This is a genomic window from Haloimpatiens myeolchijeotgali (genome assembly GCF_042688525.2).
Taxonomy (GTDB): domain Bacteria; phylum Bacillota; class Clostridia; order Clostridiales; family Clostridiaceae; genus Haloimpatiens.
The window spans coordinates 777,301-793,073 of the sequence record NZ_JBHWAB010000001.1 but is presented as its reverse complement, the minus strand read 5'-3'; the positions used below and the strand labels follow the sequence as shown (position 1 = coordinate 793,073).

At 26.7% G+C, this 15,773-nt stretch carries 13 protein-coding genes and 1 pseudogene; all 14 read right to left on the bottom strand.

Annotated features, from left to right (window positions below):
* Nucleotides 1-35: 35 nt before the first annotated feature.
* Nucleotides 36-470: pseudogene (locus tag ACFIJ5_RS03675) on the bottom strand (sugar phosphate nucleotidyltransferase); the annotation flags it as partial.
* Between the two features lie 97 nt (nt 471-567).
* Nucleotides 568-1,611 (bottom strand): acyltransferase family protein, encoded by a 1,044-nt coding sequence (locus ACFIJ5_RS03670; RefSeq protein WP_379803923.1) that lies wholly within the window; start codon nt 1,609-1,611, stop codon nt 568-570.
* Between the two features lie 304 nt (nt 1,612-1,915).
* Nucleotides 1,916-3,415 carry a lipopolysaccharide biosynthesis protein gene (locus ACFIJ5_RS03665; protein ID WP_379803921.1) on the bottom strand — a complete coding sequence of 500 codons (1,500 nt, stop codon included), beginning with the start codon at nt 3,413-3,415 and terminating at the stop codon, nt 1,916-1,918.
* Between the two features lie 97 nt (nt 3,416-3,512).
* Nucleotides 3,513-4,547, bottom strand: coding sequence for a glycosyltransferase family 2 protein (locus ACFIJ5_RS03660; RefSeq protein WP_379803918.1), 1,035 nt, complete (start codon nt 4,545-4,547; stop codon nt 3,513-3,515).
* Nucleotides 4,548-4,575: 28 nt separating this feature from the next.
* A complete protein-coding gene (locus tag ACFIJ5_RS03655) occupies nt 4,576-6,018 on the bottom strand; it encodes a hypothetical protein (protein ID WP_379803916.1) in 1,443 nt (480 codons plus the stop codon).
* A 65-nt stretch (nt 6,019-6,083) separates the two neighbouring features.
* Nucleotides 6,084-7,331, bottom strand: coding sequence for a glycosyltransferase family 4 protein (locus ACFIJ5_RS03650; RefSeq protein WP_379803913.1), 1,248 nt, complete (start codon nt 7,329-7,331; stop codon nt 6,084-6,086).
* Between the two features lie 77 nt (nt 7,332-7,408).
* Nucleotides 7,409-8,491, bottom strand: coding sequence for a sugar-transfer associated ATP-grasp domain-containing protein (locus tag ACFIJ5_RS03645; protein ID WP_379803911.1), 1,083 nt, complete (start codon nt 8,489-8,491; stop codon nt 7,409-7,411).
* A 92-nt stretch (nt 8,492-8,583) separates the two neighbouring features.
* Complete coding sequence (locus tag ACFIJ5_RS03640) at nt 8,584-9,660, bottom strand: sugar-transfer associated ATP-grasp domain-containing protein (protein ID WP_379803909.1); 1,077 nt, start codon at nt 9,658-9,660, stop codon at nt 8,584-8,586.
* A 25-nt stretch (nt 9,661-9,685) separates the two neighbouring features.
* Complete coding sequence (locus ACFIJ5_RS03635; protein ID WP_379803907.1) at nt 9,686-10,585, bottom strand: ATP-grasp fold amidoligase family protein; 900 nt, start codon at nt 10,583-10,585, stop codon at nt 9,686-9,688.
* Nucleotides 10,524-11,693, bottom strand: a complete 1,170-nt coding sequence (locus ACFIJ5_RS03630) for a glycosyltransferase family 4 protein (RefSeq protein WP_379803904.1) — start codon at nt 11,691-11,693, stop codon at nt 10,524-10,526. The genes ACFIJ5_RS03635 and ACFIJ5_RS03630 overlap by 62 nt, the downstream gene beginning before the upstream one ends.
* Before the next feature lie 15 nt (nt 11,694-11,708).
* On the bottom strand, nt 11,709-12,593 hold the full coding sequence (locus tag ACFIJ5_RS03625; protein ID WP_379803902.1) for an NAD-dependent epimerase/dehydratase family protein: 885 nt from the start codon (nt 12,591-12,593) through the stop codon (nt 11,709-11,711).
* A gap of 127 nt (nt 12,594-12,720) precedes the next feature.
* Nucleotides 12,721-13,245 (bottom strand): antiterminator LoaP, encoded by a 525-nt coding sequence (gene loaP / locus ACFIJ5_RS03620; RefSeq protein ID WP_379803900.1) that lies wholly within the window; start codon nt 13,243-13,245, stop codon nt 12,721-12,723.
* 14 nt (nt 13,246-13,259) lie between these two features.
* Nucleotides 13,260-13,871, bottom strand: a complete 612-nt coding sequence (locus tag ACFIJ5_RS03615) for a sugar transferase (RefSeq protein ID WP_379803898.1) — start codon at nt 13,869-13,871, stop codon at nt 13,260-13,262.
* Between the two features lie 29 nt (nt 13,872-13,900).
* Nucleotides 13,901-15,766 carry a polysaccharide biosynthesis protein gene (locus ACFIJ5_RS03610; RefSeq protein ID WP_379803896.1) on the bottom strand — a complete coding sequence of 622 codons (1,866 nt, stop codon included), beginning with the start codon at nt 15,764-15,766 and terminating at the stop codon, nt 13,901-13,903.
* Between the last annotated feature and the right edge of the window lie 7 nt (nt 15,767-15,773).

The window sequence follows — 15,773 nt, the reverse complement described above, 5'->3', positions numbered from 1 at the left end:
TCATTATATTCAAAAATATTCTCTATATCATATTTTTACTCTTTACTAGTTGCCACTTTTTTATCTGTAACTCCATTAGTTTCTTTTTCAGTAATCTTCAATAAGTATTTAAGAACTCCCTCTCTTAAATCATCTCTTCTTAATACGTACTCAACAATAGCTTCTATAAAACTTTACTTGTCTCCTACATCATATCTTCTTCCTTCGAAGTTATATGCATACATAGTTTCTCTTTGTGATAACTCTTTTAATGCATCTGTAAGTTGAATCTCTTCAGCCTTGCCTGGTGCAGTATGTTCTAATATTTCAAATATAGCGGGATTTATAATATATCTTCCAAGAATAGCTATATTTGAAGATGATTCTTCTTTAGATGATTTTTCTACCAATCCTTTTACCTTATACACTCTATCTTCTATTTTATCTCCTGCTACTATTCCATACTTCTTCATATTCTCTTTAGCAACTGTGAACTCCAAGTACTTATGCATTATACTATACCCCTGCCACTAATCCTACATATCTAGTTCCTGCTACTACTATTTTATACATAATACATCACCCTTTTTATCTATATTTTCCGATTAAAACTTTTAATTTCGTTTTATTAACTAATAGTGTTACTATATTTAAAAGAATGATAGATATCACTAATATATTTACCTTGATTAACGCTTTAATAATCAGTGAATCATATATACATAATTGCTTAAACATAGTATATACAAACATAATAGTTAATTGATTCAAACATACATATACTATAGAATTCTCTCCTATATAAATAAATTCTTTATTAATAACTTTGACAATTTTAATTTTACACTTATTAAGATGTTTAGATATATTCCAATATGATAATATTCCTAAAATTGAATTAATCCAAAACAATGGAATTAGTGCATATGTAATTGTCCTCATATTTACATATTTATTTATGAAAATCAAAATTGTTGATAATATAAATATATATATAGTTTTTAAATTTGATTCATTAAGCAAATTTCTTATTAAAATACAATTAGCACTATGTTTTCTCATAATATACCCTATGTAAAATATTCCAATACCAACTAATGATACATCTATTGCTAAAGGTAATCTTTCACTTGAAATTAATGGATAAACTGAACCCATAATGGATATAAGAATAATAGTTACTGCCACTTGACACCTATTTTTGCATATTCTCAAAATAAAATAAAATGTTATCTCAATTATAAATAAACAGGTTAAAAACCAAAGTGCACCCGCAATAGGCATATTAGATTCAGTATTAATCCATAATAAACTTTTAAGTGGTATTATTAAATTATGCCCTTTTGGTAATCCAATAAATATAATCCAGCATATATAATTAAACAAGCCAAAACATGCATATGGAACTAATAGTGTTTTTATTTTCTTTTTTAAAAACTTTTTAAATGATAAATTAACTATTTTAAAAAGATATCCTGATATAAAGAAAAAAATTGGCATATGAAATCCATGTATATATTTATCAAATAACCTTCCAAATGAAATATGACCCATAATCATTAATAAAATACCAATTCCTTTAAGTATATCTATATATTTAAGTCTGTTTTGAGAATCTTTTTTAATTTCCATCATAATTTTATCAATTTCCTTTTAATTAAATTTAACAACTTATTATTAAATTATCTTTTCAAATGTTGCTTTCTTGTATGGTGCATTACTTAATAAATTTTAAATGTTTGAATATATCAATAATCTTTCCATTTACATTGTCTCCAATATTAAGAACTACGTTTTCTACTTATTCATCAATATCTGCATACATAAAATATAACGTAACCCCAATTTGTAAGACATTCACCTAAAACTAGTTCCTCTCAATTATTGCTATTTCATACATTTTCATCAACATTTTACTTTATATTATTTATAAAAATTATTTTTTTCTTACTTGTAAACTATTTTTACATTTATCTTTAACTAACTTAGTTTTTATCGCCATAAATACTTGTTTAATTTCATTTCTCATACTTGGAAATATATATAAGACTCTAAAATAAACTATAGAACATATCATAATTGATACCAAATTCCAAATTATACTATTACTAATTTTTTGTAACAACCATCCACCCACCCCCATAACACACGCTGAAACTGCTGACGGCATAACATTTCTAAAAACTTTTTCTATTGGAAACTTTATGTAAATTTTCATTATGCTAAACTGAACTAATATAAGTTCCATTCTTATCCAACTTCTTGCATAAACCAATATCCAAAATCCATATTTTGAACTAATTACACAAGTAGGTACTAAAACAATTAAATGCAATAACTGAGCTAAAAGTGATATTTTGGGTTTTCCTTTAGCCCTATATACCTCACCACAAAGATCTGCTAAAACAATTTTTAACCCATTAGTCAATGCCCAAATACCAATAATATTACTAGCTTCTCTCCAATTACTTCCCAATGCCACTTTAGTAGCTAAATCACTATATAAATATAACCCTATACTTAATGGAAATACAAAAATAGCAACAATTTTTTGTATTTTAAAATACATTTTATTAAATTCTATTATATCACCCTGCAACCTTGACAATGCAGAGAAAAGAACCGGCAGTATTGATGCCGTTATTAATGCCATAAGCGTATTTACCATAGAAGTTGAAGTTTTATATAACCCTAAATAATATTGATTAAAAAAACTACCAATGATAAATGTATCTGCCCAAACACTAAACCAAATTGAAATAGCCTCTAATAATGACCATAAACTAAATGAAATCATTTTTTTTAGAATTTTTATTTCATAGAAAAATTGTGGTTTCCATTTAGATTTAATAGTTAGTACAGCTGCATTAGAAAGTTGAATTAAAACATTTCCTATAATAAGTGCCCAATAGCTCAAACCTAAAATAGCTAAAGGTATTGTAACTATAAAAGGAATACATACTCCTATAATTCTAACTAAAAATAACGTTTTAAAATCAAAATTTCTTCTATAAAGCGCCATTTGTATACTTGAAAAAGAAGTAAGTAATAACTGAATGCAAGCTACAGCTATAACATTTCCTAAATCTGGGTTTCCTACACTCATAGCAATTGAGTCACGAAAAATTATAATAATTATCCATAAAAAAAGTGATATTGAAAAATTAGTCCAAAATGCTACATTAACACTTTTAATTTTTTCACTATCATCCTTAAACTCATATTGTACTAAATATTTTTGAAATCCTGCGTCAGTAAACATATCTGCAAAACTTGTAATCATTGTTATAGTAGCTACTACTCCAAAATCTTCTGGTAAAACAATTCTTGCTAAAATCATATTTGTAATTGGACTTATTATTTTTGCAACTACTTCTGTAAAAGACGACCATTTAGCTGCATTTATAATACTTCTATTAAGATTTTCTTTTTTCAAAATTTTCTTCTCCTTTTAATTTTCACAAAGTCACAAAGTTTATTTACATTATGATATCTAATTTTTTGTTGCAACTTTTAACATATATTTATCATATTTAAATTCTTATATATTTTTTTATTTTTCTAATTATTTCATAGAAAAATATATTTAAATAACTGTTTTGACTTCTCATTAAAAGAAAACATATTTTATGGTACATATTTTCTATTTCAGATAACTTTATATTATTTAATACTTTTTTAGTAATATCATTGTTAAGTATTTTTTTACACGCATCTATTTTTTCTCTAAAAATCAAATTATTATTTTCTATTTTAACCAAATTAGATATACAAACACTAATATGTATAAAATATAGTTGATTGTTTTTTTTACAACTGTACTCATCATAAATTTTCCAATAATCTATTAATTCATCTAATTTTTTATGATATGATGTAAAAATTGAAAATAACATAGGAGTATACCTTGACGTTATATTATTACTGTTATAAAAATGATATTTATAATAAACATTTTCATTAATATACATACTATTAACGTATTTCAAAATTTCAAAATTAAATACTGCATCTTGCCCTTTTCTCAGATCAGTAAATCTTATACCGTTTTTTATAATAAAATCTTTTTTATAAAATTTATTCCATACTGGAGCAATAAGCCCATCTTTAAACAAATTCCAAAACATTAATTTAATCTCATCATTTGTAGTGACATATGTATTTTTATAACTACATATGTTTTCAGTTTTTGGATGCCCGTTTACATAATTAATTATTGAATAAGCAAAAATAATTACATCTAAATTCTTTTCCACTGCTATTCTATAATTTTCTTGTAAGGCTTCTGGCAATAATTCATCATCTGCATCCATAAAATATATATAATCTCCCATAGCCATCTCAAGGCCGTAATTTCTACTAAACCCTGGTCCAGCATTGGAATTAAAAATAGTTTTTATTCTTGAATCTTTTCGTCTATACTCTTCACATATTAATTTACTTCTATCACTAGATCCATCATCTACTAATATAACTTCTATTTCTGTATACGATTGACTTATAACAGACTCTAAGCATCTTTTTAAATATTTTTCAGCATTAAAAACCGGTATAATAATACTAATCACAATATCAACTCTCTCCTTGTAATATTTTTCAATTAATCATATAAGTTTTTAATTTATTTCTTAAGCTAATTTTTTTATTTATTAAAACTAATATATATAATGGTATAACTGGATTTAAAAATGAATATATTAAACTTTGAGTATTAGTCCCCATGCACATTGATAATCTACATCCCAAATATATATATATAAATATAAACTCAAGTCTTTTTTCTTTTTCACAAACAATGTAGTCTAATCTCATTACAATATATTCACATATAATAGTAAAAATAGGGCTTAATATTACTCCAAAATAATTATACCCTATCCCTATTAACGGCATTATTAATGGAGATGAAGTATATTTATAGTTATACATATTGAAATAAATATTAATTCTATCTGATTGATTAATAAAGTTAGAGATATATGGAACAGACCCAAAAAAATCATTAATTAATGTTTCTATTGAAATACTATTTTTAAATATTAATTTCATGTCTATTGATTGAGCAACTAACCTTGGTCCTGAAAAATATGCTTGAAATTGACCAGACATAAATTTAATTAAATCTTCTAATGGATTCATAGAATCTTTAACTATCCAAGAAAATTTATATAGTGATATATTTATTATAGCTATCGATAACACAACTAATAATACACTTATAAATTTCTTCTTATATTTAGGAAATAGCGTTCCTGCTACTTTTATTCCTGCACATGCCATAATAATTATTGTTATACGACTTGTTCCTGTAAATAATCCTAAAAATACAATAACAACTAGTAAGACACATAAACCACAAATAAATCTATTTTTATTCATTATTTTTTCTATAATCTTAAGACCAAACATAAATCCAACACACTTAAACATTTGTGATAATATTTCAATTGCCCCATCTAGTTTTGTATTAAATACTATTTCTGAATGTTTTTCATTTATTGCGAAAAAATTGCTTGGAATAATCGAATTAGGAAACTTACTCAATATTAATAATGTTATTACTAAAAAAATCATAATTACAATATCATTTTTAAACAATGAATATTTCTTTTTAGCTTCTTTTCGTTTTAACTTTATTCGTGTATTTACAGCTATATATATGGTTATAAATACACATAATAATTCATAAATCATCAATATAAAACTCATATTAATACTATACATATTAGGATCTGGTCCTTGAATAAACACTTTTGGATTCATAATAATACTAATAGGCGTAATTACATATCGAGCAAAAATATAAGCATTTGAAAAATAGAATATTATTCCATAATTATATTTAGGTTTAATAAATATATTTGAAAATAAAATCATAAAAATAAAAAAAGCAATTGGTAAAACTGATAAATTTTTATATACTAAATCTTTACTACAAAATAAAGATATTGGAATTACAATAATTGAAGTTAATACTTCTACTAAATATACTTTTTTACTTATATTTCCACAGTTAACATTATCATTATATTCATTCACCTTTTATCAAAATACCTCCATTTTATTTATAAAATTAAACATAAAAATTATCTTTCATATTAAATCTACTTAGATATAACTTCATTAACATGATTTTTAAATTCACTGTAAAATTTTTTCCTTTTTTTATCCAACAAATCTTTATCATATTGTTTAGCTTTTTCAAAACTTCTTTTTGCCTCTTCCATCATTATCTTTTTATCCATATTTTTTATTAAATTACATATTTCACAAATAGAACCATTATTAAATATAAATTTATAATTTAATAATTCAGGTATTCCACCTGTTGTTGAGCCTAATGCTGGACATCCTCTACTCATAGCTTCTACTAATGCTCTAGGTAATCCTTCTTGTTTACTTGGTTGAATATATATATCTATATTATCCAAATACTCAAATACTTTATCATGTGGTAAAGCTCCTAAAAATTTAACTTTATCAAGTACACAGTATTTCTCTGCTACTGATTTTAAATAACTATTATCTCCACCTCCAGCTAAGTAATATTCAAAATTATAACCTTCCTTATTTAATTTTGAAATAGCTTTAATAACATACTCTTGCCCTTTATATCGAACATTTACAGCTGCTGTTGTTCCTATTACCACTGATTTATTCTTAAACATATTTCTTACTTTATTTAATCTTTTATCCAATATACTCTCATCTAAAGATGGTAATTCAACATCAGAACACCCAATATTTTGACCCTTAGTAGGATATCTATTTTGCAAAAATTCATTTGTAACATAAACTACATATTTTGCATCTTTAACTCTTTTTTTGGTTGCATAATACATAAATGGCGCTACTAATTTCCCCTTAAAACTGTGATTCCAAAATGCATCCCAAGGACAAGCAACAACTTCAATCAAGTAAGGTTTCTTTAGTTTTCTAGCTACATCTACAGCTATGTTACCCAAAACATTGGGCAATCTAATTATTACGACATCAAATTCTTTCATTTTTTTAGTAAGTTTTTTTCTAAACACTTTATTTTTATACATCATTCCTTTTATTGTCATAAAGTTATGACACGGTATTATTTTTGATACTCCATACTCATTTGAAAATCCACATATAGACATCATTCCACTTTTAGTTTTTACTTCAAAAGAATTTAACTTTTCTTCACTTTCTATTACTTCAATAGTTTTATCATTACGTACTAGTTTTATATTTCCAAATCTATACAATTCCTTACCAATTGAAAAATATCGGTTTAATATTTCTTCAGAAAATGTTTCAGGAAAATAATTTCCATTAATATCTGCTGTAATATCCCCACCATAGCAAAATAATACTTTCATCATTATACCTTCTCTCTACATATTTCTTAATATATTAAAAATAACTACTACTAATAAGCTACATTTAAAATTTCATTCTATTTTATATTTGAAAATACATCTTTCAATACTTCATCAGTCAAATCACCAAATAAAGGCCCATTATTTATTTGATGAAGATCTATACTTTGAGGAGTAATATTAAACTCTATTAAAATAATATCCCCATTAGGATCAATTGCAATATCCCACGATATTATACGAAAGTGACCAAATCTAACATGTTGTTTTTTAACTGCATTAACAGCCTTGCCATAATAGGGTATCTTAATTTCAGCAAACTCAGCACCTGACGGATGTTTTGTATATTTATTATATTGCTCATCATATGCTACTTTTTTTAAAGTTCCATCTTCACAAATTCCACAACTAATACCACCTGAAGAAAAATTATCTACCCTAGCTCCAACTCCACCCATCCTTAATACTGATGACAATAAATGTACTTCACCATTATATAAAAATGTTATAAAACGAATCGTATTAATTGATGATGTATTAATTGAACTAAGTATGCCATGTTGTTTTATTACGTCTTGAATAACAAAATTTTTTTCATACTGATGAAAAATCTCAGTTAATTCCTCTCTATTATTAAGTTCTGATGGACAAATAAATTTTACTGAATCTCCTCCCGCACCATCTATCGATGATTTAATAACAAATTCATCACATTTATAGCATAAATCAACTGCATCTTCTATTGATAAAATATTAAATTTATCATCAAAATAATTACCTGATATATTTCTTAAAATTATATTGGGGAGTTTTATACCCTTGAATCTTTCAGAATAGAAACATTTATCATCAATTGCTTTTGCAAACGATTTTTTATTATAGAAAGGCTCAATCTTACTGTAATAAATATTTTCAGGAATATATCTTACATCCTTTATACCATTACAATATGAATAAAACGAGTGCCACATTGTATTAATTTTACAATACTTAGACCAATATTTTTTTGATTTATACTCATAATCTTTGTCTATTGTAAATTTATGCTTTTTTAATTTTTCTTTCATTTCATTTAAAAACAGATATTTATAATATATATTTTGCATGTCTTCAGCAAAAAATTTGGATACTTTTTCTCCTGTTTCTACTATAAACCTCATATTTTCTTACCCTTCCTACTTATTTTTTATTAAGTGCTTATAAAAATTAATTTTTATATCTAAATTAATCATAAATAAACGTGAAAATGTTTTTATCTCCTTCCAAACACATCTTCCAATACTTCATCTGTCAATTTTCCAAATAAAGGTCCATTATCCATCTGAAGAAAATTGATTCCCTGAAATCTAAGATTATATTCAATTAACACAGGAGCTCCATCACTACTTATAGCAAAATCCCACGAAATAAGTTTAAAGTGTCCTAATTTGATATGTTCTTGTTTTATTATATCTATTACATCACTGTATGATGGCACAACACTATTCTCAAATAGAAAACCTTGTGGATGCCTTTCAAAAAACTTTCCATATCTATCAAATGCATATCTACACAATTTACCATATTCTGAAATTCCACATGAAATTCCTCCTGCTGACTCATTATCTACTTTAGAAGCATTTATCCCCATTCTCAAAATTGACGAAAGAATATGTACCTTTCCTTTGAAAAAAAATGACATAATTCTAAGTGTATTTACTGATTCAGGATTTATCCGTTTTAAGTCTTCATGCTGCTCTAATACTTCTTGAATAATATAGTCCTGTTTAAACTCAGTAATTGCATTGATTATCTCTTGTTTTATATTACAACTATCCTTACTATCTATGAAACAAACATTACGACCTCCACCACTTTCAATAGTTGGCTTAATAATTATTTTTTCTCTACTTATACACTTTTTAATAATCTCCTCTTCAAATATCGGATTTAATTCATCATCATAACACACTCCACTCATATTTTTTGCAATTGTTCTAGGACGCTTAATATTGGGAAACCATAAATTAGTAAGTCCTTTATCTTCATAAGCCTTACAAAAATCACTTCTGTTATAATAGGGTTCAATGTAGCAATAAAAAATATTTTCAGGTATATACCTCACATCTTTAATACCGTTTCTAGAAGAATACCATTTATGCCAATCATTATTTATTTTTATACTAAACTGATTCCAGTACTGCTTAATATCTTTTTTATATTTATCATCAATATAATCACTCTTAATTAAAAACTTATTTCTAAGTTGTCGTTTGTAATATAATTTAAGGTATATATTTAAACAATCCCTATTTACAAACTGTGCAATTTTCTTAGCTACTTTTTTCATAACAAAATATCTCCATATAATTTATTTATAATTTTAATTGCGGTAATATAAACTTCTCACCTAATATAAAATCAAATTTATCTGGTTTAAAGCATTCATAACCACTAGCTTCATAAAATGTTAGTTCTCCAAAAAAAATATGACCATTTACATTATAAAGATCCACTCTCACATGCGGAAAATCTTTGGATAAATCCCTTGCAATTTCAACCATTTTATTGAAATTATTAGGTTTAACCGCATTAGTTTGAGATTCTTTAAAACTAATATCTGTATATGGTAGTTTTTCGAATTTTGTGTTATATATTGCTAGTTTCATCTTATTTTTAGAATTTCTTCCTTCAATTATATTTAAACAAAATGGCTCACCATTAAAACAATAGAATTTGTAATCTATTAAATCATCATTTTCATCTTTATCAAGTAATTTTTCACAAATAATACGTGGTTTAATATTGTAATAAGCCCACTCCCTACCTAATTTACTATTCCATATTTTAAGATAGTAATTAAGCTTTTGCCTTGTATCTTCTATATCAAGTTTTGATTTATCTTCACATAATATATTCGTATGACTTCCATTGGTAGTTTTCAAAACAAATTTATTTGGTAATTTATTAAAATCAATATCATCCGATTTGTCATAAACTCCATATAGTGGTATCAAAATATCCTCATAACCCTTTGATTTAATATACTCTCTAACACTATACTTATCAGCACATTGAGTCATAAGTGGATCCCTATAATAAAGCTTGTACCACTGTAGCTTTTCAGTAAATCTTTTCGGTTTCTTGAGATTTAACTTTCTACCAGTAGCAATTTTATATTGAAGTTTTACCATTTGTTTATCTGGCAAAAAATCAGCTAATTTTAAAATCTTCAATCTCATTTTTTGATTTGGTACTAACTTTTTGTAATCCATCTAACCTTGTCCTTTCCACTTTCTCTACTTCCTCCAAATACCTTTTAATAACAATCTCCCTATCAAACTCTCTCTCAACTTTATTCCTACCAGCTAACCCCATCTGTTTTTTAGCTTCATAGTTTAACCTTAAAAACTTATCAACTTTATCTATCAAATCTACAGCATTTCCAGTGTCAAATAAATATCCAGTAATACCCTCATCAATAACATCTTTAGATCCATTAATCTTTGAAGCAATACAAATTCTTCCCATAGCAGCAGATTCCAACAGTACATTTGGTACTCCCTCACCACCATGAGATGGTAAAATGGTACAATGACATTTTTGTATCCATTCTTTTATATTCTTTTGAAAACCTATGTAATTAATAATGCCTTTTGAATGATACTCATCAATTATTTCTTTGTATTTCTCTTCTTCAATAAAACCTGCTATATAAAAGTTTGTATTAGGATACTTCTCTTTAATTGACTTTGCACAATCTATATACTGCTCTATACCTTTTAATTCCATTACCCTTCCGATAAAGATAAAGTTAATCTCATCTTCTGATGGTAAATCACATAGTTCATATTGTTTTAAATTAACCCCAGAGCCTGGAAGCATAGCCCAATTATCTTTAATCATTTTATTTTTAACAAAGAAATCTTTGTCACCACTATTCTGAAAGAATACTTTATAAGATTTTTTAAGAGAAATCTTATACAAATTCTTTGCTATAAAACTAACTAAATTCTTTTTTAAAAAGGTAGCTCCAGTTCCTGTTATATTGCTGACCTGTCTATTCTTTGTAAAATTTGAAGCTATACAACCATAAATATTGGGTTTAATTGTATATGAAAAAATAATATCTGGTTTTAGTTTTTTCATTATCTTTATATAATTTAAAATAAGTCCAAAATCTCTAATAGGATTAACTCCTCTACGATCTACAGGAGTTTCAATTATTTTGCATCCCATACCACTAAAAAAACTGTTTTCCTCAGCTTTAGGAATAGATATAAAAACCTCATTTCCTTTATCAATTAGTTTTTTAACTAACTCTTTTCTAAAATTGTATAATGTTATAAAGTGATTTGATAATATAAGTATTTTCTTTCCCACTTTTATACTCACCTGCTATCTATTTAAATACTCCTTAACTTCTCTTGATATTCCAGTTTCAAAAGACTCAGGATTATATCCAAAATCTTTTTTTCCATCTTCATGTGAAAAGCACCTGTCTTCACTCATTCTCTGAACTTTTTCTATATAATCAACCTTACCAATAGTTACTATTTTTAAAATTCTTGCTAAAAACACTCCAAACCATAAAGGAAAACTTATAAACACTGTTTTTTTACCAAGGTTATTGCTTATCAATTTAAAAGCATCAATCATTGCTATTGGTTTTTCACCAGATAAATTATATATAGGTTTTACTTTATCTTTTGGCATCATAAGAGATTTATAATATGCCTTTCCTAAATCTCTAGCATTCACTGGTTGAATTAAACATTTTCCATGATTAATTACAGGAAAAAGCCTTAGCCTGTCCACCATCTTAATAAATTTACTCATGTTATGATCACATAAATCACCATATATCATTGTAGGCTGAAGTATTGTAAGTCTTATATCTGTTCCCTTTATCATTTCCTTGAGTTCTTTATCTATAATTTTATATTCCTCTGATGCAACCTTAAATTTTGAATATATTCCAGTAGTATGTACACAAATTGCTCTTGAAACTTTGTTATTGATAGCTGCTTTAATAATTCGTGGTGTATGTCTTATATTAACAATATGAACTATTGTATCTATACCTTTCATACATCTATCAAGGAACTCTTCATCCCTTATATCTCCCACAACCTTCTCTATCTTAAGTCCACTACTATCAATCATTGATGTATCAGATGTTTTTCTAACAATGCATCTGATAGTTCCTTCATATTTATTTTTAATAAGCTCCTGTAGAAAATATCTGCCGCTATGTCCTGTAATTCCTGTAACTAGTAGCATCTTTTCACCACCTTCCCCCCTAATTCCGAGCATAGCTTCGCCCATTCACACAATTTTCATTATGCTACCAATAGGCTTACTATAACCTCTTAGGCTTTCTTTGGGGCCGAAACACCCAAAGTCTGCTTCAGATTTTCTTCACTACATCAACACCAAGTTCTACAATTCTTTCTTCATTCATAAAGCTAAGGCTTACCTTAGCTCTCCCTTTTCTAGAATTTACTTTTACTATTTGAGCTTCTAGTCCTACTAAAGGACCTTCTGTTATTTTTATTTTGTCATTCTCCTTATATAATGTAGAAATTCCTATGTTATTACTTTCATTATCTATAAGTATCTTTAATACTTTTAACTCTTTCTCATCTACTGTTAAAACCTCATCTTCATTTCTTAGCAACTTTATTATTCCAGGTACCTTTTTAAATTTGTAATAAGCTTCTACATTCATGACCCCTTTTATCAAAACATAACCTGGAAACAATTTTCTCCTTACCTTATGCCATTTTCCATCTTTTCTTTCTTTAAGCTCTCTTGTTGGAACAATGAACTTATACTCATCTCCAACTTCTCTTTCCAGTATTTTTTTTACCTTTTCTTCTTGGTTCGTATTAACAAATAACACATACCAACATTCATCTTTTGATAAGTACACTGCATTCGCTCCTTTTACATACTCGCACTTTTCTTACTCTCAACTTTAATTGTTTTACTCTTGCTGCCTTCAATAATCCCTTCAGCTCTAAGCACTTTAAATACAGTCATAAACAATATCTTTATATCAAGTACTACTGATCTATTATTTAAATAATATCTATCCAATTCTGTCTTTTGAAAATCATCATTATGATCTCTTCCATTAATTTGTGCCCAGCCAGTAACCCCTGGAACTAATACATGTACTCCTGCTTTAGTCCTAAGTTCTTTTAAATTATATTGATTATACAAAGCTGGTCTTGGTCCAATAAATGTCATATCGCCTTTAAGTATATTAATTAATTGTGGAATCTCATCTAAACTTGTTTTTCTTAACACCTTTCCCACTGATGTTATATAGCTTTTTGCATCTCCAAGTTTATCTGTTGCTACATTTGGAGTACCAACCATCATTGTTCTAAATTTATAAAATTTAAATAAAACATTATTTTTACCTATTCTCATTTGAGTAAAAAATACTGGTCCTTTAGAATTAATTTTTATTATAATTGCGATTGTTAAAAATAAAGGTGATAATATGACTAATAGTACTAGACTAATTAATACATCAAAAAATCTTCTCATAATAAATTCTCCCCTCATTTTAAACATATTTAATTTGTAACTGCCACCTCATCCTCTTCATTTCTATGATAAGTTGGCACAACTTCTTCTACCTTTAAAATTAATTTTTCAATATCATCTTCATCTATAACATCTTTCAACTGCATCATTTTTTCCCTTAGCTCATTAATATCACTAAAGGTTGGCTTTCCGATAAAGATTTTTTCATGTTCTGTATTAGTCAGTCCCTCTTCATTCATTAAAAGCTCTTCATATAATTTTTCACCAGGTCTAAGTCCAGTAATTTTAATCTTCATATCCTTATTAGGTTCAAAACCTGAAAGTCTTATTAAGTCACAAGCTAAATCATATATTTTAACAGGTTGTCCCATATCAAGCACAAATATTTCTCCACCTTTTGCAAAGGCTCCTGCTTGAAGAACTAATTGTGATGCTTCTGGTATAGTCATAAAAAATCTAGTTATATTCTTATGAGTTACTGTAACTGGACCTCCATGAGCCATTTGTTTTTTGAATAGTGGTATTACTGAACCATTACTACCTAATACATTTCCAAATCTTACAGCTACAAATTGGGTTTTACTTATCTTGTCCATAGATTGTATAATCATTTCACACATTCTTTTTGTAGCACCCATTATATTTGTTGGATTTACTGCCTTATCAGTAGATATAAGTACAAATCTTTCTACATTAAACTCGTCTGCACATTCAGCTACATTGTAAGTTCCAAACACATTATTTTTTATAGCTTCCATTGGGCTATATTCCATTAGTGGTACATGCTTATGAGCCGCTGCATGGAATATTATTTGTGGTAAATATTTATTAAATATACTCTTTAACCTTTTCTTATCTCTTACTGATGCAATCAAAACCTTTAAGTCTAAATTTGGGTACTTATATTTAAGCTCATTTTGTATGTCATAAGCATTGTTTTCGTAAATATCTACTATAATAAGTGTTCTTGGATTAAACTTAGCAATCTGACGACATAGTTCCGAACCTATGGAACCACCGCCTCCTGTTACAAGTACGCATTTATTCTTTATATATTTTGAAATACCTTTCATATCTAATTTAATAGGCTTTCTTCCTAGTAAATCTTCAATATTCACATCTCTTATTTGATTTAACGAAACCTTACCGTTAATTATTTCATATATTCCTGGAATAATTTGTACTTTGCAGCCAGTCTCCTTACATATATTTAAAATCTCTTTTCGATCCTCTTCCTTAATTGATGGAATAGCAACTATTATAGTATCTATTGATTCCTCTTTTGCTATTCTGGTAATAGCTCTTCTATTTCCTATTACCTTAACACCTAGAACATTCTTCTTTAATTTATAATCATCATCATCTATTAAAGCTACAGGTATATATTCACTATTACGATTATTTTTCATCTCTCTTATAACCATAGAAGCTGCAGAACCTGCTCCAACTATCAATGCTCTCTTTAGATGTTTTTTATTAGTAGTATTATCTAAAATACATGTGAATCTATCATATATCCTAAAAGATACTCTAAAACCTATTACAAAAAATATAGTAAATGCACAAGCTAATATGCTTACTCCATAGGCAAATCCATAACTAGATATTCGCAAAAATGCTATAGTAATTAGACTACCAACTAAACATCCTCCTATACCAAGCATAAATTCATCTATGCTTGCATAACTCCAAATGCTTTCATACAATTTAAAGAAATAAAAACTAATTAAATATATAAGAGTAACTATTATTGCGATTTTTTTATAATTAGTTGAAAAATGTCTAAATATTCTATAATCATATCTAAAGTATAAGGCTAATATATACGATAAATTAATGAGGACTGCATCTATTAATATTAATATTGGCCTTTTCCATTTTCCTAAATCTTTCATTTTTCTC